At 50.7% G+C, this 25,785-nt stretch carries 25 protein-coding genes and 1 pseudogene; 19 read left to right on the top strand and 7 right to left on the bottom strand.

Annotated features, from left to right (window positions below):
* Window positions 1-110 precede the first annotated feature (110 nt).
* Together F556_RS0106975 and F556_RS37670 are read left to right on the top strand one after the other, a co-directional pair.
* Entirely contained in the window at window positions 111-521 is a 411-nt protein-coding gene (locus tag F556_RS0106975; RefSeq protein WP_020616198.1) for a hypothetical protein, read from the top strand.
* A 72-nt stretch (window positions 522-593) separates the two neighbouring features.
* The gene (locus tag F556_RS37670) at window positions 594-767 is read left to right on the top strand and encodes a hypothetical protein (RefSeq protein ID WP_020616199.1); all 174 of its coding nucleotides are present in this window, start codon (window positions 594-596) and stop codon (window positions 765-767) included.
* A 15-nt stretch (window positions 768-782) separates the two neighbouring features.
* Here the strand turns inward: F556_RS37670 and F556_RS0106985 are convergent, their stop codons facing one another.
* The 3 genes from F556_RS0106985 to F556_RS33425 all read right to left on the bottom strand — a co-directional run bounded on the left by F556_RS0106985 (window position 783) and on the right by F556_RS33425 (window position 3,393).
* Window positions 783-1,178: a LysM peptidoglycan-binding domain-containing protein gene (locus F556_RS0106985; protein WP_020616200.1), complete on the bottom strand. Its 396-nt coding sequence runs from the start codon at window positions 1,176-1,178 to the stop codon at window positions 783-785.
* Window positions 1,179-1,341: 163 nt separating this feature from the next.
* Window positions 1,342-2,073, bottom strand: a complete 732-nt coding sequence (locus F556_RS0106990; protein ID WP_020616201.1) for a polysaccharide deacetylase family protein — start codon at window positions 2,071-2,073, stop codon at window positions 1,342-1,344.
* A 147-nt stretch (window positions 2,074-2,220) separates the two neighbouring features.
* On the bottom strand, window positions 2,221-3,393 hold the full coding sequence (locus F556_RS33425) for an MFS transporter (RefSeq protein ID WP_020616202.1): 1,173 nt from the start codon (window positions 3,391-3,393) through the stop codon (window positions 2,221-2,223).
* A gap of 135 nt (window positions 3,394-3,528) precedes the next feature.
* Here F556_RS33425 and F556_RS0107000 point away from each other — a divergent pair, with 135 nt between their 5' ends.
* Window positions 3,529-3,897 (top strand): winged helix-turn-helix transcriptional regulator, encoded by a 369-nt coding sequence (locus F556_RS0107000; RefSeq protein WP_020616203.1) that lies wholly within the window; start codon window positions 3,529-3,531, stop codon window positions 3,895-3,897.
* A 3-nt stretch (window positions 3,898-3,900) separates the two neighbouring features.
* Here F556_RS0107000 and F556_RS0107005 read toward each other — a convergent pair whose 3' ends face one another.
* Window positions 3,901-4,974 (bottom strand): SGNH/GDSL hydrolase family protein, encoded by a 1,074-nt coding sequence (locus tag F556_RS0107005; RefSeq protein ID WP_020616204.1) that lies wholly within the window; start codon window positions 4,972-4,974, stop codon window positions 3,901-3,903.
* Window positions 4,975-5,169: 195 nt separating this feature from the next.
* Between F556_RS0107005 and F556_RS33430 the strand changes: the two genes are divergently transcribed.
* The 8 genes from F556_RS33430 (at window position 5,170) to F556_RS0107045 (ending at window position 16,412) form a co-directional block, all read left to right on the top strand.
* On the top strand, window positions 5,170-6,996 hold the full coding sequence (locus F556_RS33430) for a cache domain-containing sensor histidine kinase (protein ID WP_020616205.1): 1,827 nt from the start codon (window positions 5,170-5,172) through the stop codon (window positions 6,994-6,996).
* Window positions 6,993-8,555 carry a response regulator transcription factor gene (locus F556_RS0107015; protein ID WP_020616206.1) on the top strand — a complete coding sequence of 521 codons (1,563 nt, stop codon included), beginning with the start codon at window positions 6,993-6,995 and terminating at the stop codon, window positions 8,553-8,555. The genes F556_RS33430 and F556_RS0107015 overlap by 4 nt, the downstream gene beginning before the upstream one ends.
* Before the next feature lie 164 nt (window positions 8,556-8,719).
* Window positions 8,720-9,697, top strand: coding sequence for an ABC transporter permease (locus F556_RS0107020; protein WP_020616207.1), 978 nt, complete (start codon window positions 8,720-8,722; stop codon window positions 9,695-9,697).
* Window positions 9,698-9,710: 13 nt separating this feature from the next.
* Complete coding sequence (locus tag F556_RS0107025; RefSeq protein WP_020616208.1) at window positions 9,711-10,580, top strand: carbohydrate ABC transporter permease; 870 nt, start codon at window positions 9,711-9,713, stop codon at window positions 10,578-10,580.
* Between the two features lie 55 nt (window positions 10,581-10,635).
* Window positions 10,636-12,312, top strand: coding sequence for an extracellular solute-binding protein (locus tag F556_RS0107030; protein WP_026297154.1), 1,677 nt, complete (start codon window positions 10,636-10,638; stop codon window positions 12,310-12,312).
* Between the two features lie 74 nt (window positions 12,313-12,386).
* Window positions 12,387-13,592, top strand: a complete 1,206-nt coding sequence (locus F556_RS0107035) for a hypothetical protein (RefSeq protein ID WP_020616210.1) — start codon at window positions 12,387-12,389, stop codon at window positions 13,590-13,592.
* Between the two features lie 27 nt (window positions 13,593-13,619).
* Entirely contained in the window at window positions 13,620-14,924 is a 1,305-nt protein-coding gene (locus F556_RS0107040; protein WP_020616211.1) for a hypothetical protein, read from the top strand.
* Between the two features lie 15 nt (window positions 14,925-14,939).
* Complete coding sequence (locus tag F556_RS0107045) at window positions 14,940-16,412, top strand: sulfatase (protein ID WP_020616212.1); 1,473 nt, start codon at window positions 14,940-14,942, stop codon at window positions 16,410-16,412.
* A gap of 267 nt (window positions 16,413-16,679) precedes the next feature.
* On the opposite strand, the gene F556_RS0107050 is transcribed toward F556_RS0107045, so the two are convergent.
* Window positions 16,680-16,937 (bottom strand): hypothetical protein, encoded by a 258-nt coding sequence (locus tag F556_RS0107050; protein WP_020616213.1) that lies wholly within the window; start codon window positions 16,935-16,937, stop codon window positions 16,680-16,682.
* Window positions 16,938-17,479: 542 nt separating this feature from the next.
* On the opposite strand from F556_RS0107050, the gene F556_RS0107055 reads away from it, so the two are divergent.
* The 3 genes and pseudogenes from F556_RS0107055 to F556_RS37020 all read left to right on the top strand — a co-directional run.
* Entirely contained in the window at window positions 17,480-18,205 is a 726-nt protein-coding gene (locus tag F556_RS0107055) for a TetR/AcrR family transcriptional regulator (protein ID WP_020616214.1), read from the top strand.
* Window positions 18,206-18,222: 17 nt separating this feature from the next.
* Entirely contained in the window at window positions 18,223-19,149 is a 927-nt protein-coding gene (locus F556_RS0107060; RefSeq protein ID WP_020616215.1) for an SDR family NAD(P)-dependent oxidoreductase, read from the top strand.
* 364 nt (window positions 19,150-19,513) lie between these two features.
* Window positions 19,514-19,708: pseudogene (locus tag F556_RS37020) on the top strand (porphobilinogen synthase); the annotation flags it as partial.
* Between the two features lie 48 nt (window positions 19,709-19,756).
* On the opposite strand, the gene F556_RS0107070 reads toward F556_RS37020, so the two are convergent.
* Window positions 19,757-20,194, bottom strand: a complete 438-nt coding sequence (locus tag F556_RS0107070; RefSeq protein ID WP_020616217.1) for a MarR family winged helix-turn-helix transcriptional regulator — start codon at window positions 20,192-20,194, stop codon at window positions 19,757-19,759.
* Window positions 20,195-20,302: 108 nt separating this feature from the next.
* On the opposite strand from F556_RS0107070, the gene F556_RS0107075 reads away from it, so the two are divergent.
* Window positions 20,303-21,292: a YhdH/YhfP family quinone oxidoreductase gene (locus tag F556_RS0107075; protein ID WP_020616218.1), complete on the top strand. Its 990-nt coding sequence runs from the start codon at window positions 20,303-20,305 to the stop codon at window positions 21,290-21,292.
* 239 nt (window positions 21,293-21,531) lie between these two features.
* Here the strand turns inward: F556_RS0107075 and F556_RS0107080 are convergent, their stop codons facing one another.
* A complete protein-coding gene (locus F556_RS0107080) occupies window positions 21,532-22,143 on the bottom strand; it encodes a DUF1349 domain-containing protein (RefSeq protein ID WP_020616219.1) in 612 nt (203 codons plus the stop codon).
* A 130-nt stretch (window positions 22,144-22,273) separates the two neighbouring features.
* Here F556_RS0107080 and F556_RS0107085 point away from each other — a divergent pair, with 130 nt between their 5' ends.
* From F556_RS0107085 to F556_RS0107100, 4 genes are all read left to right on the top strand, one after another.
* Window positions 22,274-22,726, top strand: coding sequence for a GNAT family N-acetyltransferase (locus tag F556_RS0107085; protein ID WP_020616220.1), 453 nt, complete (start codon window positions 22,274-22,276; stop codon window positions 22,724-22,726).
* Between the two features lie 179 nt (window positions 22,727-22,905).
* Entirely contained in the window at window positions 22,906-23,388 is a 483-nt protein-coding gene (locus F556_RS0107090) for a hypothetical protein (RefSeq protein ID WP_020616221.1), read from the top strand.
* An 83-nt stretch (window positions 23,389-23,471) separates the two neighbouring features.
* The gene (locus F556_RS33435; protein ID WP_020616222.1) at window positions 23,472-23,936 is read left to right on the top strand and encodes a hypothetical protein; all 465 of its coding nucleotides are present in this window, start codon (window positions 23,472-23,474) and stop codon (window positions 23,934-23,936) included.
* Between the two features lie 84 nt (window positions 23,937-24,020).
* A complete protein-coding gene (locus F556_RS0107100) occupies window positions 24,021-25,667 on the top strand; it encodes an RNA polymerase sigma factor (RefSeq protein ID WP_020616223.1) in 1,647 nt (548 codons plus the stop codon).
* Window positions 25,668-25,785 lie beyond the last annotated feature (118 nt).

Raw genomic sequence — 25,785 nt, forward strand, 5'->3', positions numbered from 1 at the left:
CATTATATACGTTGATGAGAAGAATGGGACCATTCCTATCGTTATGCTGCCGCTAATTTATTTGATTACATCATTACTTTTAAATAGATACTCTTGAGGTGGGAGAACTGATGAAAAAAAGATTCTTCACCATATTACCTGTCATATTATTGGTAATTATACTTATATTTGTTCTTGAAGGTTTTCGTTATTGGATGAACCCTTTAACAAAACCCAACGATGAAATGGAGACCAGCATTCTGCTCCAAATTCCCCTTGGGAGTTCGATCGATGAAGTGATTCATTTCATAGAATCAAAAAGGCGATGGAAAGTGGACTGGGTTAATCATAATAACGGCTATACTAACTCTCATGAAAATCCTCGGAAAGTAATTGGGGTACAGTCAGTTGGTGCATTTATTGGATATTACTACTCCTTTAATAATTACTATTTTCGAACGGATGTTGTTGTTTATTTTGCTTTTGATAAGGAATCAAAATTAATTGATATTGGGGTTAGTAAATACACAGATTCATTGTGAACTTCTGGCTGGAATCCATATTCGCATAACTGGGTAGAAGTAGGAGGCACAATACAGTGAGATTGCATCTCGGTGAACATCGATCACTTTACGAAATTTGCCGTGTTCGCTATAAAGCTGCCGGTCAAAGAGAATCCAGGCAACGAACAGGGAGAGAACGAAGAATTTGCCTCAGGACAAACCGGGACAAGGGCTGAAGCAGCTGTGATTCTGCTTCGTGCCCTTGCATATGCAATGGATGAATAATCTGTGTTAATTTCGCTAAGTTGTGTGTTGTCCGTGAGGCATCATAGGCTGGCTTTGCTGCATATTAGTTGGCATTTCGCTATACGTTTTTTGGCAAACCATGTTTGAGAGACGAGGTACATATACGGTATCCCCAGGGTTCAGTTGGTTTGGATTGAGATGAGGATTTGCTTCTTCCAGAATGGAATGGGGCATGTTGTACTTATGACCAATGGCAATTAAGGTTTCCCCATGCTGGGCTTGATGCTGCGCGAATAACATGTCATCGGATTGACCATCTCTAAAAAAGGGAAAGAAGAACGGAGAAAAAAAGAAAAACGGAAACAACGTGCGATTAGGAAAAAATGGATGGGCAAAAGGCCTGAAAAATGGACGACCAAAACCACCACCAGGGAAAAATCCGCGATTCATTTAGCTAACCTCCAAATAGTCATTTGTCTATATATATTTCCGGAGGGTTGGCTGGGTTACAATAAAATGTCAGCAAATAGAAAGGAAACGTTGAATCTGCGTCTGAGATTAATTTGGAACGCAAACAGGCGGGCTTATGCTCCGCCTGTTGTTCGTTATCCATTTATTCCATTATCCCGTGACTGACCAACTCTGATACGGTTACCATTTTAAAACCTCTTCGTTGCAATTCAGGAAGAATCTTTTTCAGCGCTTCGACTGTTTGCATTGAGCCTCCAACATGGTCATGCATAAGGACGATATCCCCGTTACGTGCGTTGTCCAATACTTTGGCTATAATTTTATCTACCCCTGGTTTACTCCAATCCTTTGTATCCTGGTGCCACGACCATAAGACGACATGATAACCAAGCTCTTTTGCAACTTGGACAACGATATCGTTATAATAGCCCCCTGGTGGACGAAACCAGGGACTTTCCTGAATATTATGGTCTTCAAATTTACTGCTTAGCGATTGTATTTCTGCTCTTACGGCTTGCTTACTGGTGTTCTTTTTGAAATAAGTATGTAGGTTCGTATGGTTAGCTACTTCATGAGACTCCCTTATTTCACGCTTAACCAAGTCAGGATACTTATCCAGACGATAACCCACCACAAAAAAGGTCCCTTTAGCATGATAGGTTTTTAACAATTCTAAAATCAGTGGGGTTGCGATGGGATTAGGACCATCATCGAAAGTAAGAGCAATCAGTTTTTCTTTCATGGGAACGTCCCATACAACGTCACCTGTTTGTTCGTAGTACGATCGGTCGTGCTTTGAGGGCAAGTCAAATCCACCTATAACGGAGGAAACGAGAAGGCTTAACAAAAGCCATTTGATTTGGAACGCGTTCATTAGCAGGAATCACCTCTCCATAGTTTGTCTCTGTCAGTCAAACATTTCATGTAGTGTTCGCTAATATGGTACGTTTTATGACGCTCACAGAGTTTGCTTAGGACTAGAGAAGACTGCGGATTTTAGAATCAACTATTTTCCCGCTTGTCATCTCCCCAAGGCTCTTTGATTCCGTTGGTTCAGGAAACCAACGATTGCCGCCAATAACCCCAAGCCTACCAAAGCCCCTGCCAGATAAGGATGATAGAGGAGGGTGGCCGATGATTGGAGCAACAGCCCCCCAGTTGCCGCGCCTGCGGCTAGACCTATATGGGTGAATGAAGTGTTGATGCTTAGTACGATGCCGGTCGCACCAGAGGCTTGTTGAATAAAAAAGCTCTGAATAGCCGGCCCGGTTGTAAACATGGATATAACCATGAGCCCGATCAATACCAGACCGGGAAACACCGAGCCTGTCCAGAGCGGCATAAGGATAATCGATCCGATATGCAAAATGAGTCCCCCAATCATTGTGCTCGTTGCGCCCCAACGATCCACCGCATACCCCCCGAACCGGGCCCCTGCGGCTCCGGCTATGCCCAGCACAAGCATCGTTACACTGCTGTAGGCTGGAGGCAGATCGAGAATTGTTTGCATGAATGGAATCAAGTAAGCAAACAGAACGTTATTGCCCCACTCCCTGAACAAAGTAATAAGCAACCCGGTGATGATGATCCCACGGCCGAATACTTTGAATTGCTTCAGAAACGGAACGGGGGCTTCGCTGCCAACAGCCGGGAGCAGGCGATAAATAGCATAGATGGTTCCAGCGCTAGACACACACAGGAAGAGGAAAATCTCCCTCCAGCTCAACCAGTCGGCTATAAAAATCCCGATCGGAATGCCGATAACCATCGCACTGCTGAAACCGAGAATTAGCATGCTGACCGCATGGCCTAGACGCTCAGGCGGCATGATCTTAGCCACGACCCCAAAAGAAACAACAAGAAACACCCCTGAGCTGATCCCTAACACGATTCGTGATGCTATCAATACATCCATACTGGGACTGACCCAAGCAGTTAAGCAGCCAATGGTAAACACAACTCCGGCAGATATCAAAACTGTCTTCCGATCCCAACGGGATGTAATGGATACGACGATTGGCGTCCCGATGGCAAAGGATAGCGAGAACACTGTAACCAGTTGGCCTGCAAGTGCAAGTGAGATATTGAGATCAGCAGCAATCCCGCCGATAACTCCCGTGACAATCAATTCCGAAGTAGCTGTCAAAAACACGCCCAACGTTAACAAAAATAAGATGGGTTTCATTTGATTCATAACAACACGGCCTCCTCTTTTCCCTTGGAACGTATTATAATCAGAGCACGAACAATTTGTAAGAAGGCAAAATCATTGGATATTATCCAATAATTTTGACCAACTTAATTTTAGTAAGTGAGAGGAGGGGTATATATGGACAAAACAGAGCAAAAAAATGAAGCGTTCGGCAACATATGCTCGGTACTGCAAATACTAGGTGCAAAATGGTCATTTCTCGTGATGTACGAGCTTTCTAAGGGGGCAAGGCGGTTTCAGCAGCTGCGGCGGGAGCTTCCGATCATTCGCACGCAATCGCTGACGGATGTTTTGCGGCATTTGGAGAAATGTGGCGTTGTGCGGCGCGAGGTTTTCCCTACAGTTCCAGTAACCGTCGAATACTCCTTGACCGCAAAGGGCTTGGACTTTCAAGCCGCTTTGAATGAGATGGAGAAATGGGCGGCACGTTGGAAGGATGCGGGGCAGAGCAGTGATGGAGATTCCACAGTTGAAACAAAATCATGACTATCAGCGACGCGGCAGCCCATGTCCGTTCAGGATCGCTTCCATCGCCTGAGCCAGACGCTCGGCAATCCGCGTATGCCCATCATCCGAAGGATGGATCAGATCGGTCGTTAGTCCGCTGAGATCCGGGAGCAACTGGTGACCGTCCACGAGATGCAGGCAGGCGTGATCCAGCCTGCGATAGATCTGCCTTAACCGCTCGTTGAAGTGCCGATTGGCTGCTGACATCTCACTGCCCTCCACCTGTTTGATGTCGTCCATATTTGGGAACATAGAGATCAGGATCACCGGCTTGCCGGGATGCTGCCGGAGCATTCCCTCGATCAAATAAGCGGCGCGCGCTTCAAACTCATCCGCGGTGAACAGACCGCGCATGTTGACGCCAAGCTCCAGTGTCACGACATCCCAATCCCCGCATGTCATCAAATAATCCGCCATCTCGGGCTCGCAGAAGCATGCCCCGCCAATCCCTTTGTTCCACACATCTGCGCCGAGCCTTCGTGCCGTTTGCTGCACATACGACGAATGATGGAGGACAGCGCCCGAGCCGTGCGTGATGGAAGAGCCGTAAGCCAGCCAGCTCCGGCTCGGCAACTCGTCAGGCGATGGCGGCCTTACAGGATGGCCCATGGTATCGAGATCATGGAAGACCACCTGGAACCCGAGCCCGGCGGTATAATTGCGACTGATGACGATCCGCCAGACGTCAGTCGAGAAGCGGCCTGACGGGAGCGTCTCCTGTCCGATTACCCTGAGGCGATCGGGTTTGTCGAGTTGGAGCGTATGAATGAGACCGGGGGTCAGCCGGTGCACAGCATGAAAATAATCCCCATGATACACGAGGATATCGCCAGCCTCCACAGTGGCCGACAGGGTGATGCGGATGTGCTCGGCACTGGTGACGAACCGGAGCTCGCATCCTGTGGAAGCTTGCGCCATAAACCGCCCGCGCTGATGCGCGCCCCTGCCCAGCACTTCTCTCACTTTCCGCGGAAATCGTTGCAGCGTTTGGCCGCTTCCCCCGGGTGCGGGCTCCAGCTCCGCAACATTGTGAAACATGATCTTTTCCCACAACATAACGCTTCCCCCTTATCCATAATTGCGCCAATCACGCATTCTACCAGTATACCGAAGCCTGCCGCTGCAAGGTCTTTGATTTGCAAAGGAAACTCTTTGATCTCAACAGAACCTCTAGCGGCGTGTTTGATTGGTTCTCGCAAGGGTGCTACTATGGATAGGATAAGCGGGAGGAGTGGAAGGGAAGGGACACGCATGTGGAAGAAAGGCAGCTTTTCTTCGCGTATTATGCTGCATATGGCGCTGATCATCATGTTCACTTTTCTTGTATCCGGTTACATCTCCTATCGGATTACGGTCCATCTATTCTCGGAGGTCGTCAGCAATCAGTTCTCCAAAGCCAGTGAACAAGCAGCCGCGCGGATTGATCTGCAGATTAGAGATATCTACCGGATTTCCAATTTTATCGTCTTTAATCCGTACGTCGAACAGGTACTGAGACGCTCAGCGGAAACGGAGGATCGCGAATCTCATACCCAGATTTCCGACCAGGATGAACTCAACAAGATGCTGTATCAGGTCAAGAATGACGAAAACAAGTTCTATTCCATGTTTCTTTACGATAATAAGGACAACAGTTTCTTCTTCCACTTCTCGCCGGTCGCCCGGAGCTCCTTGCGGCAGGAGGTATACGAGGAGGTGAAGCTGCGTCTGGCAGATTCGTCAGGTAATCTGGTCTGGTTTCCCATCGCCTTGCAGAGCTCGGTTGAGGACAGCGGCTACCGTCATTTTTTCGTGGCGGCCCGTTATATGAAGAATAAGGACTTCGATCAGTACGGCATCATGGTCATGCTGTTCGACCGCACGCTGTTCTCGGAGGATCTGGGTGAGCTCGTGAGCGATGAGAAGGCCAATGTATTCCTGTATGACAGGCAGGATCAGCTCGTCTACACCGACCAGCAGGATAGCGACCCGTCCGGCATCCCCGTCCCGGCTGAACTGGGGGCGCAGGAGATCGTGCAGGAGAACGGCATTTCCTATCTGTATGCGAAGAGCAGATCGAGGGAGATGGGATTTGCGCTGGTGAGTCGGGTGTCTCTGGATTCCATTCAGGAGAAAAGCTCGGTGGTGCTCACAATTTCCAGTGCCGTCGGTGCCGTTGGCGTCTTGCTGGCGATGCTGCTGCTATCCTGGAGTAGCAGGCGGCTGTTCAAGCCGCTGAGTATGCTCGTCCATGGCATGAAGCGGATGCGGGGCGGCAACCTGGAGACCCGTGTCGTCATCGACACCTCGGACGAACTGGCTTATATCGGACAGAGCTTCAACTCGATGGCGGAGAATGTCAATACGCTCGTCCGCGAAGTATACGAGCGGCAGCTGAATGAACGGGAGGCGGAGCTGACGGCGCTACAGACGCAGCTCAATCCTCATTTTCTCCATAATACGCTCGACACGATTTACTGGCAGCTCTATCTGAAGGACGAGAAGGAAACGGCCCAGCTCGTGGTGTCCTTGTCGGATATGCTCCGTTATGCCCTGGAGCCAGCGGACACTGAGACGTTATTGTCCGAGGAAATCGCCCAGATCCGCAACTACCTGGCGATCCAGAGCAGCCGGCACGGGGAAGAGCTGGAGATAATCATCCAGACCGGACCGGGGGCAGAGAAGGCCAAGGTACCGAGATTGATCCTGCAGCCGCTCGTCGAGAATGTGTTCGTCCACGCCTTTGCCGATAAATTGACCTCGCGCGTGTTGATCATCCATGCCTCGGTCGACCGTGAAGGGAAGCTGGAGAGCGCACCTGATCAAGCGCACGGCACGCTGCGTATCGATATTATCGATAACGGCAAGGGCATGGACGAGAAGGAAATGTCGGACATCGTATCCTCGGCCATGGCACCCCGAGCGACCGAAGGGCCGGTCGTGGGCAAGAAGAGGACCCCTATCGGCATCCGCAGCGTGATCCGCAGATTGAATCTGATCTATGGGGAGCCATACGGTCTCAAGATGGAATCCAAGCCGGGAGCTGGTACCAAGATCCGGCTGCTGTTACCCATTGAACAAGAGGAGGGATCCGCATGAAGGGAAAGCTGTTGATCGTTGACGATGAGCCGTTCATCCGGAAAGGGCTGCATAAGCTGGTGGAGAGTAATGCGCTGGGCTGGACAGTGGCGGGCGAAGCCGGCAACGGCCAGGAGGCGCTGGCGAAATTCCGCGAGCTGAAGCCCGATCTCGTCCTCACCGATATTCGCATGCCGCTGATGGACGGACTAGAGCTGGCCCGGATCATCGCTGTCGAGAGTCCTAGCACATCCGTCATTATATTGACCGGGTACCGGGATTTTGATTACGCTCAAGCCGCTATCAGCCATGGTGTCAAGCATTTCCTCCTGAAGCCCTGCAGGGAAGAAGAGGTCTGCCGTATCCTCGGAGAGGCTTTCGAACAGTTCAGGATGCAGGTGCTGGTTCGGGAGAAGGAGGCCGAGGAGCAGCGGGTCAAGGAAGATGTCCTGCTGCGCAGTGCACTCTCACATCTGCCCTATGACCGGAGCGAAGCAGCTGCTGCGGAGCGACAGCTCCGCGGGTACGAGTTCTGGCTGCTCCAGGTGGACAGCTATCTGCCTCAGGGCAGGGATTACCGCAGAAGCGACAGGATGCTGCTCCAATTCTCGGTCAGCAATATTCTGCAGGAGGTGATGGCGATCTCGTCACCTCATATTCGCTGGCTCACCCTGGCGTACGACAGGTTCGCCTTCTGGCTGCCACCCGAGATCCAGGCGGAGCCTGTGTTCGAGGAAGCGGCGACCGTGGTCAAGCAACTGCTCGGCATCACGCTATCGTCCCACCGGTTCGGAAGCTTCGAATCCTTCGGAGCGCTTGAGGGCTGGATGGAATCGAAGTTGAGACAGACGGGAGCGGAAGCCGGGGCGCCACAACACGGAATCCCCATGGTCAATGAATCCAAAGTCAAGCTGATCCGGGGCGAAATGACGGCGATGATGCTGCTGGGAAACACCGATGAACTGCAGACGTACGCCGAGCAGCTGCTGGCAACGTTGGCGTCTGCTTCGGCATCGCCGGAGGAAGCGAAGATCGAAGCCTTCTGCGCCGCTCTGGCGATGAATGATATCATGCGCAAGGAGCTCGAGCTCGACCCCAAGATGGCGGGCGAGATCGGCCGCTGGGCAGCGGATCTCCACGCCTGCAGGAGCAGAGAGGAGGTCACGGCATGGCTCGGCAGGCAGGTCGGAAGGTTCGGACAGGCGCTGTCCAGCTGGCAGATGGACCGCAATAGCGGCGTCATTGCCCGCGCCGTTCAATATATCCAAGCGCATTATGCGGAGGAGATCGGCCTGTCGGATGTGGCTGCTTATGCCCATCTCAGTGCCAATTACTTCGGCAATCTGTTCAAGAAAGAGACAGGGGAGAGCTTCAGCAGCTATCTCTCCCGACTCCGGATGGACAAAGCCAGGCTGCTGCTCAAAAATACGGACATGAAGGTAGCGGAGGTCGCCGAAGCCGTCGGCTACCCAGACTCCAACTATTTTGCCACTGCCTTCAAAAGCGCATCAGGCTGCTCGCCTTCGGAATACAGGAAGCGCGAGCGGACATCCGGCGATGCTGTCTCACAGGGTCGATAGACGCTGCGGGACAGCTTTTTTTCTTCCCCCGTTGACGCTGACGTCTTCGGTCATTCCGTTGCAAACCAAAGATTTCCCTTTGCTAATCAAAGGCGGCTGTCTCCTTGGCCTTCTATAATGAAGACAGAAGATCAAGAGACATCAAGGGAGGGAGAATCGATACGATGGCAACAGGCAGAACCGTACCCGCCATGGACCCAGGTGGCCCCAATAGCGAGACTAAGCGCAGTTCTTCCGATGTGAGCGCAAACCGCCGCAGATGGAAGGCGAATATCCCGCTGCTGCTTATGTTCATACCAGGCGTGTTATTTTACATTATATTCAAGTATTTACCGATCGGTGGCCTGATGATTGCTTTCAAGGATTACAATTTTGCCGATGGGGTGTTTGGCAGTCCCTGGGTGGGGCTGGACAATTTCGAGACCATTTTCCGCCAACCCCAGACGTTTAATGTCATTCGCAATACGGTCGTCTTATCCTTCCTCAATGTGTTTGTCGGCTTTCCGTTTCCAATTCTGCTGGCAGTCATGCTTAATGAGGTAAGAAGAAGCTGGTATAAACGCTTCATCCAAACCGTCGTCTATCTGCCCCACTTCTTCTCGTGGGTCATCATCGGCGGATTCGTCGTCACGCTGTTCTCGGTGGAATCGGGTACCATCAACAACTGGGTGGAAGCGATTACGGGCCAGCCTTATCCGTTTCTGTTCGAGGAAGGCTCCTGGATTAGCATCTATGTCGGTTCAGGGATCTGGAAGGAGATGGGCTTCAGTGCAATCATCTATCTGGCGGCGCTGACTGCCATCGACCCCAGCCTCTATGAATCTGCGAGTCTTGATGGCGCCAGCAAGTTCAGACAGATCTGGCATATTACGATTCCCGGCATCAGCTCGACGATCATCATTATGTTCATCCTGTCCATGGGCAGATTAATGGAGGTCGGTTTCGACCATGTCTATGTGCTGCAGAACAGTATCGTTTCTGGTGTTGCAGAAGTCATCAGCACCTTTATGTACAGGGTCGGTCTGCAGGGTGGACAATTCAGTCTGTCGGCAGCCATGGGGATGTTCGAGTCGCTGATCGGATTCATCCTTGTGCTCGCAGCCAATGCGGTGGCACGAAGATTCGGCAAAGGCCTATGGTGAGGGAGGGAACAGCATGAAGAGCACGCGTGGAGAAAAAATCTTTTATTTCGTTAATAGCTTTATATTGTTGCTGCTAGGCATCACTTGCTTGTTCCCGCTCATCAACACCATTGCGCTGTCGCTGAGCGATCTGCAGCCGATTGCCTCGGGCAGAGTCACGTTCTATCCGATCGGGTGGAATACGGACGCATTCTCGATGTTGTTCGGGGGCACACGAATCATCCCGGCCTTTTGGAACAGCGTGGTCATTACGGTTGTTGGCGTCATTTTCTCGATGAGCGTCACGATCATGACAGCCTATCCGCTGTCGCGGAGAATCTTCTTCGGGCGTCGCTTCTTTACCCTGGCGATGGTGTTCACGATGCTGTTCAGCGGCGGGCTGATCCCAACCTACCTGGTCGTCAAATCGCTCGGTCTCGTCAACTCCTACTTCGCGATCTGGCTGCCGGCACTCGTCAGTACGTACAATCTCCTGGTTATGCGCACCTTCTTCGAGAATATACCGGATGAAATCGACGATGCCGCGCGCATCGATGGTTGTACAGAGTGGACCTATCTGCAGAAGGTTGTGATTCCGCTCTCCATGCCAGCCATTGCGACGCTCACCTTGTTCTATGCCGTCGGCTTCTGGAATGCCTTCATGAACGTACTCATCTATATCAACGAGACGAGCAAGTACAATCTGACGGTGCTCGTACAGAATATGATTCAGAGCCAGAGTCTGCTCCAGGAGATCGTCTCGACCGGCGAGCAGGTGCAGGTCGTGCCTGAATCGCTGAAAGCGGCCGGAGTGCTGGTCATGGTCATTCCGATGCTCGTTGTGTATCCGTTTCTGCAGAAGTATTTTGTAAAAGGCGTTATGCTGGGCTCGATCAAGGGTTAGGCTGATGCGATAAAAGAAGCTGAGTCTCATTATTCAACCTAAGGGGGAAATAAGCATGAGTAGGAGAAAATTGATGAATGCGCCGCTGGCGCTACTGGTCAGTGCGGCTCTGGTCGCAGGCTGCAGCGACAATGGTGGGGGCGGCAGCACAAGCGGCACGGATGGTGAGCAGTCGGTCAAGAAGCAAGACATCACCGTGTCCATCTATGACCGGGGCAATATCTCCCAGGACGAAGGCACGATCGAGAACAACCGCTGGACCAAGTGGATCAACGAGAATGGACCATCCAATGTCAAATTTGTCGCGATTCCCCGTACGAATTCGTCCGAGAAAATTAACGTGCTGTTCGCTTCAGGCAGCGCACCGGATCTCTTGTTCGAATATGCGCCGACGAACCGCAACCCGCTGTACGATCAGAAGCAGCTCATGCCGATCGACGAGCTGATCGAAGAGCATAGTGTAGGGTACAAGAAGCTGCTCGAGGAGAATCCGCTGCTCCGCAAAGCCGGGACCAAATCAGACGGCAAGCTGTACGAGTTCGGACGCATCAACTGGGTGGAGCCCCAGCGCGGCATCCTGATCCGGGTCGATTGGCTGGAGAAGCTGGGACTTGAAATTCCGAAGACAACCGATGATCTGTACACCGTTGCGAAGGCTTTTGCTGAACAGGATCCAGACGGCAATGGTCAAAAGGATACGTACGGCGTGTCGATCAGCGGCAGAGGCGAGATCACGATGAAGCAGATCTTCGGTGCCAGCACCAAATGGGTCGTCCAAGACGATGAGCTAGTGATCGATTGGGATCGCCGCCAGGCCTACTTCTCCTTCATCAAGCAGCTGTATGACGAAGGCATCATCGACCGCGACTTCATCAACGACGAGAACGGAGCCAAGGCCCAGCAGGACTTCGTCAACGGCAAGGTCGGCATCTATCCGTTCCAGGAAGGCAACACGGTCAATCTGATTAAGAACTTCGTCGATCCGTTGAAGCAAAATGTGCCGGACGCGGAGCTCACCTTTATCCCGCTCCCGGAAAGCGAGTTTGGCGCCTTCACGCCAACCCTCACGAATCCGGTACAGATGACGGCTGTCATCGCTGCCACAGCGAAGCATCCGGAGAGCGTCATGCACTATATCGACTTCCTGATTCAGGAGGACACGATGGAGCGGCTCGCCTATGGGGATGAAGGGACACATTACCAGAAGAATGGCGAGGTCATCGAGATCATCGATGCCGACAAGCACAAGAAGGAAGTAGAGGATATCACACTGGATATGCGGATGCTGCAAAACAGTGGGCTCACCTTCAACAAGGGGAGCCTGCCGATCCTGAAATTCAACAGCGACCCCCGCAAGGAAGAGTACCAGGAGATGTATGATCTGCAGCGCGCGACCTATCTGACGCTGGATAAGCCTTATCCGGAGCTGACGATCTCCGAGCATATGCCGGCGATGCCCAAGGATCTGGCAACTTCCGACTCCAATGCCGAGAAATCAATCTCGGATCTGTGGATGAAGGGCGTCGTCGGGGGCACGAAGTATGGCATTGATCAGGCGCTTGCCGAAGCACAGGGGATCTGGGAGAAGAGCGACGGCGCGAAGATTGAGGCGTGGTACAAAGACTGGTATGCCGAGAACAAGGACAACGCGCTGCTCGCTGAAGATATCTATGCGATGGTCGCAGAGCAGCTGGAAGTGTACGAGGCGTTAAGACAGGAAGTACTCAACTAACGAGCATGAAGAGAGGAGAACCGGCTCACCGCCATGTTCTCCTTTCTTTAGGTCTCAACAAGGAGTGAGGGGAAATGATGAAAACGACTGGCACTACACAGACGCTCCGTGACTGGTTGTATGCGGGGCCGTTCGATCTCAACGTCTCAGAGCTCTACTACGACAATTACCGGGTACCGATTGCCCCCTATGCCGAACTGCTGGATGAAGCCGCCTCCCGGCTGGACGGCCTGGAGCCAACCGAAGGGAAGACACTCTCACTGTACGGTCAGACGCTGCCATGGTCGTTGCTGCGAACGGACGAATCCGAGCACAAAATGACCTGGGCGCGCTTCGGTATCCATGCGCGCTTGCTGGTGACTTACGCCTATACGAGGCTTCACGCACCTGACGATGGCGACTATGATTTCCGCTTGTGGCTGAGCGGCTCGGCGCGTCTCATGGTGAATGGCGTGGAGCAATTCGCCCATCAACGTGTGGGGCGGACAGAGGACACCTTCGAGATCCGGCTGCCACTCATGCGGGGCACCAACCATATCGTCATCCTGTTGGCCAACGTACACTTGCATTGCATTAATTCCTTTACGCTGACTGCGCAGGACGATCGACTCCAGACAGAGGTGCCGCGTTTGCTGGACCCGGCGAGCCGCAACCTGCTAGAAGCAGACTGGCGGCGCTTCTTCGTCTCGCGCAACGTCGTGAGCGGCGACGAGAGGGCCCTGCTGGAGTGGGATGAGCCGATCGGCAGTCCAGGCACGTTCAAGGCCACGCTGTCGACCAGCAAGCGGGGGATGCCGCTGCGCACCGTACGGAGCCTGGAGGCCCGACTTACTGGCGATCAACGCACCTGGGAGATTGCCCTAGCCAGCGAGCTGCCGGAAGCAGGAGAGTATCTGTTGTCGCTCGTCTATGAAGCGGATACCGGCGAACAGATTCAGGGCCTGTCCTTCATATATGAGCGTGTAGATTGGTTGCAGGCTCTTCCGGAGGGGGCGGCTTTTGATAGGCGCAAGCGTTACATCCTGGAACAGATGGCGGAAGCCCCTGCCGATGACCGATCACTGCTGTACCGGGAGTACGCCAAGATGGCTGCTGGCCGCTGGGAGTCCGTCGATTCGTCGGCGATCGAGACCGCAATAACTTACATTGAAGACCGGTACGACTGCGCAGACTTCGCGATGCACGGGCTGCTGCGCATGTATAGTCATTATGCCGACTCCGGCCGCATCCAGCCAGAGCTGGTGGCGCGGATGAAAGCGTGTATTGTCGGCTTCAAGTAATGGGAGGATGAACCGGGCCGCTCCCTGATGTTTACGCGCTCGGAGAATCACGAGATTCTGTTTTTCAGCGCGGAGTACGTGGCCGGCCTGCTGTTCCCGGGGGAGATGTTCACCAACAGCGGCCAGAACGGACTATTCCATGCGCTCAAGGGCAGGCTGGCATCGGAACGCTGGATTCGGGAGAGGGGGACCTATGGGTTCATGGAATGGCATTCCAATACCTATTATGAAGAAGATATTCTGGCTTTGCTCAGTATCGTCGATTTTGGCGAGGAGAAGGGCTATGCGCGGCTGCTGGCCCGCCAGCTGCTTGATCTGATCTGTCCCATCATGGCCTCTCACAGCAGCAGGGGCATCATGGCAACGACGCACGGCCGCAGCTATGAGGAGTCGATCATCCACCCGGAGCTGGAAGCGATCGGGCATATGAATTGGCTGTTGTTCGGCTGGCCGCGGCGGCTCGTCCGCGACATGTCAATCGGATGCGTCGCCATGGCCGGCAGCTCATACGTGCAGGATCCTGAATGGGAGAAGGTCGCGGGCAGCGAGAGCGAATTATTCACCCGTACGCAGATGGGACTGTTCCCGCATGGGGGAATGACAGGCGTAGACTGCGCGACGTACCGGACCCGGGATTACATGGTTTCCGGGATGGTCGAATCCAAGGCAGGCGAGCATGGCGCTCAGGTTCACGCGGGGCAGGTGCTGCTTGGCGGCCAGGTGCCGGTCTTCGTCACCTGTTTTGACAACAAATCGGAGATGACACGGCCCTCCTATTGGGGAGGACAGTATATCAATCCTCATATGTTCGCTCACCGGAATGTGCTGGCCTTCAACTACCGTTTGGGTGAAGGGCCTGGTTATACCCATGCGTATTTCCCATTTGCCGAGTTCGACGAAACCGAGAGCCGCGATGGCTGGCTGTTCGGGCGGAAGGATGACGCTTATGTGGCGCTATACTCACAGCATCCTTATCTTGTCACGGATCATGGCAAGTACAAGAAGCGGGAGCTATTCTGCCGGGAGAAGAACAATATCTGGCTGCTGGAAGCGGGTAGTAGGGACCAGTCAGGGTCTTTTGCGGATTTCAAAGAAGCGGTTGTCTCCGCACGTATCCAGTCGCCGGAGGACGGGGCGCTCGTCTATGATTCTCCATCGCTTGGGGAGATCACGCTCCACTACGGGCAGCCAAGCCGGATCGGCGGTCAGCGGCTCAAGGAAGATGACGGCTATCCGCTCATTGACAATCCGCATCTTTATGCAGCGTACGGGACAGGCATCGTCACACTCTACTTGGGGGACAAGAAGAAAACGTTGAACTTCAAAATTTGAAGGGGAGAGAGAGCATTGAAAACCATACTGATTATGATGGATTCCTTGAATCGCCATTACCTCTCCAGCTATGGCAACGCGGGGGTTCACACACCGCATCTCGATCGGCTGGCAGCCAAAGGGATCGTTTTCGATCAACACTACAGCGGCTCGCTGCCCTGCATGCCGGCGCGGCGTGAGTTAATGACCGGGAGATTAAACTTCATGGAATCACGCTGGTGTCCGCTGCAGCCATTTGATGAAGCCTATCCCGAAGAGCTGCGTCGGCAGTCGGTCGTCTACAGCCATCTGATTACGGACCACTATCACTACTTTGAAGCGCAGGGTGCGGGATACCATACACCGTTCAACACGTGGGAGTTCGTGCGCGGCCAGGAAGGCGACCCCTGGCATCCCGGCGTCGGAGAGCCCCAGATCCCCGAATTTCGGGGCAAGAGCAAGCGGCAAGATTGGGTGAACCGTGGAAGTATGGATGCCGAGCGGGAGGAGGACTACCCGACGCCGCAATGCTTCGAGCGGGCGATTCGGTTCTTGGAGCGCAATCACATGGAAGATCGCTGGCATCTGCAACTGGAGGTGTTCGATCCTCATGAGCCATTTATGTGTCCGACCAAGTATCGCGAGCTGTATAACGACAACTGGGATGATCGTTATCATTTTGATTGGCCAGCCTACGCTCCCGTGGATGCCGATGAGGAGGACGATGCGGCGATCCGACATATCCGCGCCTGCTATGCAGGCACACTGACCATGGCAGATGCCTGGCTCGGCAAGCTGTTGGACACTATGGATGCGCTCGATCTATGGCGGGATACCGCGGTGATCTTGACCACGGATCACGGCCATCTGCTCGGGGAGCATGGCTACTGGGCCAAAAACTACATGTTTGATTACCAGGAGCTGGTTCACATTCCGCTCATCGCCTATGTGCCGGGCGCGCCGATGAACGGGAAGCGGGTGGGCGGACTAACGTCCACCATCGACATCATGCCGACCCTGCTGCAGCTGCACGGCGCCGTTCCTTCAACGTATGTGCACGGCCGCTCGTTTGACGGACTTTTCGTTGAGGATGGATCACATCACGAGGCCTTACTCTACGGCTACTTCGGGAAGGACATCAACCTGACGGATGGCCGCTATACCTACTGCCGGCAGCCTGTGCCAGGCAGTATGGCTTATCATCACACAGCCACGCCGCCGAGAGCGAGTGCTGGCGCAGGGGGCATGGCCGCTTACGACAGGTGCGAGGTGGGGGCTTTCCTGCCCCAGACGACAATGCCTGTGTACTGTTTCCCCGTGCCTTCACAGCCGCATCATAACGCTACGCATGAGCCTTTGCTGTACGATCTTGCCACCGATCCGGACCAGCGCTCTCCCATTCAGGATGCCGCACTGCATGCGCACTACGAAGCGCAGATGAGCGAATGGATGCGGCGCTATGAGGCGCCAGAATGGCAGTATGTCCGAGTGGGACTGGGACAGGAGTAGCGTTAATAGGTCGTGCAAGAAATTAGCCGACGATCAATAACCGCCATTGGAGTATCCTGAAGCACGCAGCTCCTGTCGCTTATATGGACCGTATTCCTTCTGTATTATAGACAATAAGATTTCTGAAAAAACCACGCCCAGCGTGGTTTTTTTGTTTAACTAAGTAAGTTCATATTGTGCCTCGACGCTTACGTGAGGCTAAATAAGGTCATGTTTAATTTTGTAGGAAAGGGGGCGGACAGGTGCCAAGAATTAGGCTTAAAGATACTAATCCCAGAACATGCCATCGTTAAGGTGTGCTTCAATAGTTTGTTTAAAACGCGATTCATTTAGGTCAATTAAGTAATCATTCACGATTTTATCTAATATAGCGAAGTTAATCATTTCATATGCAGTCCCGCCACCCATACCTGGTTTATTAAATTTATCTGATAATTCTTTAAATGTGGAGCAGAACTTCTCCGAGGAGACTTTTCCGGAAAGAAACCGATTACAAAGTCGTTTCAAAAAAAATTGATAATGCATTTAAGATAATCCTCCTGTTCTTAGTTGCTTCAAGTATATACCATTAAGTTTTCAGATGAACAGTCTTGACTACCTCGAGACATGAAATAGGAAAGAATAGGACTAAAATCTATTGCGCAGTTGAAAATCATGCAGGCATGGTGATTGTTTTAATTGGGTGGATTCTACATGATGAGGCATATCATCAGGCAAAAAGCTCTTAATGAGCTTGACTAACCAATAGGCGAAGCGTGTTTGGAGGACTTACGCTCGCTTCGCTATGACGGTGTCTATTGCAACGAATCATCCTCTTACCGCTCACTTCCGCTCTTACGGAAGATGGGCGGCGACAGATTTATTTGGTTTTGTAGATTCTCTTATTGGTGAGGATCGGAACTTAGATGTCTCCTGGAGTATAGTTGACTATCAACCGATCACCGCATTTTGGGGGAGTTCAGATTTAGTATACCACCAGTTGACAAATATCCGATTTTTCATATATCATCGATATACGGAATACTAATTATTGGTTCCCCACTAATCTGAACAAGGAGGTTTTCTGTTTGGTTCAAGATAGTAAAAGCTCCAATGAGACCCGGAAGCGAATCTTGGAGGCAACTGCTCAATTGCTGGCAGCCTCACCTACCGGGGATATTTCGAATCGGGAGGTGAGCGAAGCCGCAGATGTAAAGGCACCGACTATATATCACTACTTTGGCGACAAGAATGGTTTAATACAAGCTGTCGTTATGGATGCATTTGAGCGGTACATCGAACAAAAACAAAAGGTTCCCCCTACAGGTGACCTTATCGCGGATTTCCGTAGAGGGTGGGACATGCACATCGAATTCGGAGTAACAAACCCTGCGCTGTACGACCTGATGTACGGCCGTCCGCTAATTCGAAGTATGTCTCCGGCAGCAGATGCTGCCCGGTCTGTGTTGCTGAAATTCATGCACCAATTTGAAGATACCGGTCGCCTGCGGCTGCCTATCAGGATAGCGATCGACGTCGTTGCATCGGTCGCAATCGGGGTAACCCTTCATCTCATCCGTACCAATAGCACCATTAATGATCCCTTGGTCTCCATAACTCGTGACGCCGTAATGGCAGTGGTAATCAGCCCGGATTCCGCTTACGGAAGCCATCCTGCATCGCCAGAAATCGTAGATGCCGCTGCCCGTCTACGAGAGGAATTGCCGAGAGGGCAAATCTCAACCCTGAGAGCATCGGAGATAGCACTTCTGCATGATTGGCTCAACATCCTTGCCGGAGACACAGAATTATAAGGGAGGTAAACTGAACAATGACGCAAACTAAAACAGAACAAGGTAACTATAAAAGCGAAGGTCAGGGCAAGCAGGCGATAGTCATCGGGGGGACCCGTGGCATCGGGGAGGCCATCATCCGTCAGCTCGCCGCCAAGGGGATGAGCGTGGTTATGGTCGGTCGCAGCGACACGACACTGCGGCAGGCTGCCGACCGGATCCGCTCGGCGGTCCCCGGCGCCGAACTGCGCCTGGAACGTGCGGACCTGTCCCTCGTCCGTGACGTCCGCAACCTGGCCGAGCGGCTCGCAGACAGCACGTCTCCCAGCGTGGTGATCAACAACGCCGCGGTAACGGCCGATATCCGCGCGCACACCGACGAGGGTATCCAGCTCACCCTGGCCACCAATCACTTGGCGCCCTACGTGCTGATGCGAACCCTCGCCGAATCAATCAAGAAGGGCCCAGTCCGCCCCGTCCGGTTCGTGGTGGTCGGCGCCAGTCCCACCGTGCTGAAGGCCTTCCCGGTGGATCTGGACGACCTCCACGGGCAGGCCGAACGCGCGCTCAGCCGCTTTCCCAGCCTGCGGCCCTTTGCCGCCTACGCACGCACCAAGAACATGAACACAATGTTCGTCTACAGCCTGGCACGCCGTCTGGCGAACAGCGGCATCACCGTTAACGGAGCCCACCCGGGGATCATCGCCCAGACCGGCCTGGCCCGCAACGCGCGCGGACTGGAAAAGGCGCTGGCCACGATGGTGGCGCTCAACCCCTTCAAGAAGATGCCCGATCAGGGAGCGGTCAACCCCGTGTGGGTGGCGACCGATCCTAGCCTGGACGGCGTGAACGGACGTTTCTTCGTGGACCGCAAGGATGTCACCACCCCCGACCACACGCTCTCCCCCGAACGCTGTGAGACCCTCTGGGAGCGCAGCGCGAAACTGGTCGGTATGGAGCCCTAGTATATCGCCACGACAGGTGATTACTTGTGCGTCTGCCGTACTGGCTCACTATTGGGTGCCGATCGCTTGGCGCGCATGAGTTACATAGCTCCGAAAATGATCGGATGTCAAGTGAAGGTCTGTTACATAAAAAAGATCGTCCATGAGGATTATCCCTTCGGACGATCTTTTTACTTGCTTACTACTTTAATTGCTAGCATCGAATGTATAACTAGCTTACGTTAACACCTTTGGCATGTTTTTGTAGGGAGCATCCGGGAGAACCGGAAGAAATTTTGTCGATGCCAGGCCAGAAGCGAGTGGGGCTCGATCGCCTTACGGAGTACGTGGGACAGGCGGTAGAATTGGGGATTCCGGCTGTTGCGCTGTTTCCTGTGCATCTGGCTTCTATGGTCCTTTTCGTCAAGCGCTGGGAAGTATATTGTCCGGAGACAAAAAGAGCTATCAAATGGATGTTGCCAATAGCGATGAAGCCCTGCGAGAAGTGGCGCTGGATTTGTCTGAGGGCGCGGACATGATTATGGTAAAGCCTGGCCTACCTTATCTGGATGTGATACGACATCGAAACAGCTTTTGTTGAATCAGCTTATTCAAACAGAAAACTGTCTCAGTCGAGGGAGTTTTCCCTTTTGTTCATTTGAATGATGCGCATTAGAGATTTTGAAAGCAAGTCTTTTTCTTCATCTGTAAGGTTGTTCATAAAGTGCTGATTCATTTCCTGCACAATATTCTCAAAAGGAATACGCATGTTGTCAGCTTTTTTTGTTGTAGTTACAAGTATCGTTCGCCTATTTTCAGGATGTATGCTGCGATTTATTAAATCATTCTTCTGCATACGGTCAAGAATACCGGACGTAGAAGATGCTTCTAATACGAGCAGTTCACCAATTTGCTTGGGTGTAAGATCGCCGTGGTTCCAAAGACAATTCAGCACACCGTATTGTGCCGGCGTCACATTATACGGTGACAGTTTTTGTATAAAGTATTGAAATACCACATTTTGCGCAGAACTAAGTAAAAAGTTGATACATTGATCCAATTTCATAATTACCCCTCCATGTGTTGATAGTATATCATATCACTGATATTATTGAAGCATAAGAATATTTCCTATTACGTAATGTTTTTAATAAATAAATTGGAGGTGGAGATTATGGAATCGTTTCGAGCTTGTATTGTACGGGAACAAAACCAGCAAGTATCTTACTGCGTGGAGAGTATTCAACTGAACTTCTTATCCAAAGGCAACGTAATCATTAAAACAGCTTATTCTTCCGTCAATTACAAAGATCATTTGGCGGTAAAAGCGAAAGGTGGTGTTATTCGCAGCTTTCCAATGATACCGGGAATTGATGTTAGTGGAACAGTTGTATCTTCCGACACGGAAGCAATTCAAGTAGGACAAGAGGTTTTAGTGACTGGCTTTGGAATGGGGATGACACATACGGGCGGTTTTTCAGAGTATGTTCAAGTTCCTGAAGAATGGATTGTTCCGCTTCCAAACGGACTTTCCTCGCGTGATGCAATGGTTATCGGTACAGCCGGGTTTACTGCTGCCCTCTCGATTGATGCGTTGGAAAGCAAAGGGATGACAAAATCTGAACAGCCTGAAATTTTGGTAACCGGCGCTTCTGGCGGTGTAGGTAGTGTGGCAATTCGGCTTTTATCGCAAAGTGGCTATACGAATATATCCGCACTAAGTCGCAAAAAACAAGAAGAAGGGCTGCTTTTATCACTTGGTGCCAAAAAAATTGTTTACCCGGAAGAAGTAAAACCAGAGAAATCAAAGCCTTTGGAACAGCAGCGATTCCATTATGTGCTTGATACCGTAGGCGGAAATGTGGCATCTGCGCTAATTCCTCAACTTTACTATGGTGGAAGCATCAGCATGTGCGGCAATGCTGGCGGTATCCAAATGGAAATGACGGTTCTTCCTTTCATACTTCGCGGAGTAAATATACTTGGTATTGATTCCGTGAATTATCCCATTGAAAAACGCCATCACATATGGAAGCGATTTGCAAATGAATGGAATATCATGGATTCATTACGTGTTCATGAAATTGGCTTAGATGAATTAGAAAATACTTTCTCCTCGATTGAACAGGGAACGCATGTCGGGAGAACTATAGTCAAAATTTAATAGTGATTTTTAAATCAATAAGCCCACGAAGAACAAGGATGATTCCACAATGGAGTCAGCATGAGGAGTTAGCGAAGCGATATTTCTTGTCCTGTGAGAGCATCAAGAAAATTATCTATAAAAAGAACTAATGAAATCCGCTAAATAATCGTATCGACGGTTTAGCGGATTTTTTGTAAATGAATTAAATCAATTAACCTATGAACTGCACCTCCGGATTGAGAAACGCTACGTTCGTTTTAATTTCCTGGTACTGGAGGGTCTGTATGAATATCTTTATCAGGATCATTTAAAACCCACTTCGTAAAGGTAACCTTGAACGATTCACTGGTAGGTGCACATAGGAAAGGCCCTGCGTGATTGGCCTCTGTATAGGGGAATCGTGCAACGCGGATGGTTTGCCAACCACTAGCTTGATGTCGAGCTCTGATGATAACCGCATCTTCATAGACTGAAGCCCGAATCGTCACTTCTTTTCCGCTCCAATTCGCTGGCAAAGGAAATAAAGACCAATCGGAAAACTCATTGGTAACGACTGCACCGATATGCGGAATCCCGTCGCTCATTTCAATTCCGGCTTTGATCCACTGAGTAGGAGAATGCCATAACATGATTCCTGCTTGGTCGTAGAGCTCGTTGAATCCCTCAAACATGAAAGTCACTTCCATCGCGAGTCCTGTATCCCATGGCGTCAATAGGGCGTGTCCATTGTCGTGCTGGAATCCATACATTGTTTTTTGCCAATAGTCACTACCTTTCAATGCTTCAACAACTAAGTGACCCTCTGATTCACGATAAGATTTAGGGTTTGTGGTCCAACTGCCTTTTTGCCATGAGATGAGCTGTGTCATTAAAAAGTCCCTTCTTTCTTTTGCTAAGGTACTTGATTAGTTATAAATTATTATAACACGTCATTGATAGGGGGATCAGGAGTCATTACTGGCTAAATCGGCAAATGAGAAGAGAGGAGGAGATCATTTTATGGCTGATCACATCGTTCAGTTACGACCTATAACTAAAGACAATGAAACGGAATGCATGAATTTAAAGCCCCGAAAGGATCAGGAGGATCTGGTAGCTCCCAATGCAGATTCCATCATACACGCTACGAAAGAACCAACAACCAAGCCTTTTGGTATTTATACTGACGATACAATGGTTGGTTTCCTACTCTTTGACAATGAAATTTTTAAGGACGGGTACTATTGGATACTGCGATTTATGGTCGATGTGCGTTTTCAAAAGAAAGGCTACGGATCGTTGGCAATAAGAGAGGTGATAAGGATACTATCCGCCAGGCCTGATTGTAAGCAAATTAGGGTTAATCATGTACCGCATAACATCGCCGCGAATCGTTTATATAAAAATCTCGGCTTTCAAGAGACTGGGGAAATGGAAGACGGGGAAATTGTACTTCGTTATGATGTCACCTAAATGTGAAAGCAGGTATTAGAAAATGATACGAGAAATTTGAAAAGCAATTCACTGAAATTACAAGTAGGTGGCGATTTGATTAAGAAAAATGATTTGATGGTTCTGTGTGAAAAATCTTTAATTAGTAAATTATTTGCTGATGTAGGCAAAAAGAGGTGTTTGGCATAATACAACATTGGTTGCGAATTGGGAAACTATTATCAATTGTTTTACTTATTGGTTGTCAGTCAGGTGAGCCGGAAACGACAGAGCCAGAAGCCTCTCAGTTTAAAATCGAACTGAATGTCCCTGAAGAGTTGCAAGCAAATGAACCTTTTAGGTTACAAGGACAACTATTGAATACAGGAAATGAGACAAGGGAAATCAGTCACTTCGTTGATCTCTTCAGCTACTGGATATACGATCTTAGTGGAAATGAAGTTTCGAGTGGTCTTGTCCAGCACGTGCCGTTACGTGACTTTCGCAGTGGAGTAACTACGAGTGAGCCATACACTTTCGATGACCTTGATAGGTTCGTTGACTTACAAAAAACAATTCAGGATAAAAGCTTGCCAGCTGGAACCTATAATGTTATTACAATTGGGTCTTTTACTGTATTATATGGGGGAGAAGAATATCCGATTGAGATCACTTCGGAGCCAGTAGAAATTAATGTGCAATAATTAATATGAGCCTCGTTGACTACTTCTGTGGTTAGTGAGGCTTCTTATTTGATATGAACCTAACGGAAAATACAGGAGGACATATGTGGGATATTAAAGAACAAATATTGTCTGCATCAAAAAAGTTAAGCATCGAATTAAGTATTTTACCCAAAGAAGAAGCGGAGAAAATTAAGCATAGTATTTTCAACAAATACTTGGAAGAAGGTGCGTTACCCTACTTCCCTCTTTTTGAGAGTCTAAATCATTATATTGGGATTGACGTTCCAGAGTCTTGGACGTGGATATCCAATTTCGTAGAAAAAACACCAGTCATATTATTTTTTAATCCAGATGATGAAAAAGAATATTACAAATTAAAGAAAGGGGAGGATGTGGTTTTAATTCTCGAAGAGATTTTCAATGTCGAATTTTATATAACGAACTTGGATACAGAGTATCTACTAGGATACAATCACTCCCAATGTTTAGTCGCTTGTGGAACAGCAGATCCCTGGTTAGAGAACCATGAGGGATATAAAACAAGATACCCAAAGGGAAACAACTAAGTGGCGAAAAAAATCCCAACCTTTATTTCACCTGGCACACTATATGATTGTTAGGAATTACAGATGCAACTGCGGAGGCGAAAGATGGATTCGATCGAGAAGAATGGAAAAGAAGCGGCAGAGGCGATTAGGAGCTATGTCAAACCGATTTTCGGTTTTGCGTTGAACCGGATCAAGCAGCGAACGGAAGCGGAGGATCTGGCTCAGGAGATTATGGTGCAGTTATTGAAATCCTTCTCCGGAGTGCGGGATATTAGATGCCTGGATGCTTACGTCTGGACGGTTGCCCGATACACTTGGGTGAATTGGTTGAAAAAGCGTACGCGCGCTCCCCAAGAGATTGAAATCAACGGCATGTCCGAACTGTCGGCCGCCCCTTCCCGGGAGCCGCTTAACCGGCTGCTGGTAACCGAAGCTTACAGCGAGCTGCGCCGAGAAGTCGCGTTTTTGTCCGACATCCATCGCCGGATCGTGGTCATGCGTTATTACGATGAGCTTAAAATCAACGATATCGCGAATGCTCTGAACATTCCTGCCAACACAGTGAAGTGGCATTTGAGCGAAGCCAAAAAGGAGTTAAGGAAAGGGATGAAACGTATGCGTGCAACAGGATCATTGAGTGTCAACCCCGTCAGCATGGGGGAAATGGGCCATTCCGGTACGGCAGGAAGATTGGGCGAAACCAACGATTTTCTTGGTCGTGCCTTGGCGCAAAATATCGTTTACTCGGCTTATCACAAGGCGCGTACCGTACATCAAATCGCGGAGGAGCTCGGAATGCCCCCGTCTTTGCTGGAAGGCGAAGTCCGGTACCTAGCCGATTACAATTTCCTCATCCAAACCTCTCCCGGCAAATATCAAAGCAATACTATCGTCTGGGACCTCTTCGAGTTGGCCGTAGCCGGTCATCAATTCTGGCAAGATTGCGCCACCGAAGTGGCCGATCTTCATTTTGACGCGTTAATGGAAGTTCGCCGGCAAATCGAGGATAGCGGAGTGTACGTTCCAGACGGCGACTATAACTTCCTGCTCTGGACCTTGCTGCCCAAGAACGTCGAGGAGCAATCTTGGCGGAGCATGCCGGCGGGCGAAAACTTCAATGCGGTCGCACCAATACGAAAGGACGGAGGACAGTATATTGCCTATGCTGCGTTGAACCAGAACGGTAATGCCGATCCGGGTTTTGATTTGAGTAGTTACGTCAGCTTCGGTCCGTCGCTCCGATACGTCGAAGACTCTCCCTTATACTTGTGGCAATTCAATACGTGCTGGAGCGACCGCCCGATGGATTGGCGTTTCCTGGAACACCGGAATGTCGAGATTTGTCATGCGTTTCAACAAGGGGAGCTGCCCGACAATGAAGAGAACAGCGAGCAATATTCGTTCCTTCTGGAGAAGGGGTACATCCGCAAGACGAAGGAGGGGTACAAGTTCAATGCGGTTTGGATCGACTCTCCGCAAACGTTGGAACGGTTGAATAAGGCAATGCCGGATTTATCCGCTCTGTATGCGCCTGCTGTCGGCAAGCTCTACGATAAAATGCTCAAGCTGTTCCTACAAAATCAGCCGAAGCATTTGGCGCCGCAGCTTGCTTACATGGTGAGAGGCAATACCGGCGGAGGCCGGCTGGTCGCTTATATCATGAAGCATTTGATCGATAACGGGAAGTTGAAACCGCCATTGCCGCACCAGCAGAAGACCATTTCAACCTGGATGGGGCCGGTCAAGTAGGTCGGGTATAGTTGTAGACTGAGAAAATAAAGAATTAAAATTCCGCCGCGGCATTAAGTTAACGGGCAGGATAGCGCAACAATATTAACTCTATTTTTGTTCTGATACTGAAAGAGGG

It is taken from the genome of Paenibacillus daejeonensis DSM 15491 (assembly GCF_000378385.1).
GTDB classification, from domain to species: Bacteria; Bacillota; Bacilli; order Paenibacillales; family Paenibacillaceae; genus Paenibacillus_D; species Paenibacillus_D daejeonensis.

Coding starts and splice junctions, on each gene's coding strand:
- F556_RS0106975 (WP_020616198.1), top strand. CDS start 111: ATGAAAAAAAGATTCTTCACCATATTACCTGTCATATTATTGGTAATT.
- F556_RS0106985 (WP_020616200.1), bottom strand. CDS start 1,178: ATGAATCGCGGATTTTTCCCTGGTGGTGGTTTTGGTCGTCCATTTTTC.
- F556_RS0106990 (WP_020616201.1), bottom strand. CDS start 2,073: ATGAACGCGTTCCAAATCAAATGGCTTTTGTTAAGCCTTCTCGTTTCC.
- F556_RS33425 (WP_020616202.1), bottom strand. CDS start 3,393: ATGAATCAAATGAAACCCATCTTATTTTTGTTAACGTTGGGCGTGTTT.
- F556_RS0107000 (WP_020616203.1), top strand. CDS start 3,529: ATGGACAAAACAGAGCAAAAAAATGAAGCGTTCGGCAACATATGCTCG.
- F556_RS0107005 (WP_020616204.1), bottom strand. CDS start 4,974: ATGTTGTGGGAAAAGATCATGTTTCACAATGTTGCGGAGCTGGAGCCC.
- F556_RS33430 (WP_020616205.1), top strand. CDS start 5,170: ATGTGGAAGAAAGGCAGCTTTTCTTCGCGTATTATGCTGCATATGGCG.
- F556_RS0107015 (WP_020616206.1), top strand. CDS start 6,993: ATGAAGGGAAAGCTGTTGATCGTTGACGATGAGCCGTTCATCCGGAAA.
- F556_RS0107020 (WP_020616207.1), top strand. CDS start 8,720: ATGGCAACAGGCAGAACCGTACCCGCCATGGACCCAGGTGGCCCCAAT.
- F556_RS0107025 (WP_020616208.1), top strand. CDS start 9,711: ATGAAGAGCACGCGTGGAGAAAAAATCTTTTATTTCGTTAATAGCTTT.
- F556_RS0107030 (WP_026297154.1), top strand. CDS start 10,636: ATGAGTAGGAGAAAATTGATGAATGCGCCGCTGGCGCTACTGGTCAGT.
- F556_RS0107035 (WP_020616210.1), top strand. CDS start 12,387: ATGATGAAAACGACTGGCACTACACAGACGCTCCGTGACTGGTTGTAT.
- F556_RS0107040 (WP_020616211.1), top strand. CDS start 13,620: ATGTTTACGCGCTCGGAGAATCACGAGATTCTGTTTTTCAGCGCGGAG.
- F556_RS0107050 (WP_020616213.1), bottom strand. CDS start 16,937: ATGCATTATCAATTTTTTTTGAAACGACTTTGTAATCGGTTTCTTTCC.
- F556_RS0107060 (WP_020616215.1), top strand. CDS start 18,223: ATGACGCAAACTAAAACAGAACAAGGTAACTATAAAAGCGAAGGTCAG.
- F556_RS0107070 (WP_020616217.1), bottom strand. CDS start 20,194: ATGAAATTGGATCAATGTATCAACTTTTTACTTAGTTCTGCGCAAAAT.
- F556_RS0107075 (WP_020616218.1), top strand. CDS start 20,303: ATGGAATCGTTTCGAGCTTGTATTGTACGGGAACAAAACCAGCAAGTA.
- F556_RS0107080 (WP_020616219.1), bottom strand. CDS start 22,143: ATGACACAGCTCATCTCATGGCAAAAAGGCAGTTGGACCACAAACCCT.
- F556_RS0107085 (WP_020616220.1), top strand. CDS start 22,274: ATGGCTGATCACATCGTTCAGTTACGACCTATAACTAAAGACAATGAA.
- F556_RS33435 (WP_020616222.1), top strand. CDS start 23,472: ATGTGGGATATTAAAGAACAAATATTGTCTGCATCAAAAAAGTTAAGC.
- F556_RS0107100 (WP_020616223.1), top strand. CDS start 24,021: ATGGATTCGATCGAGAAGAATGGAAAAGAAGCGGCAGAGGCGATTAGG.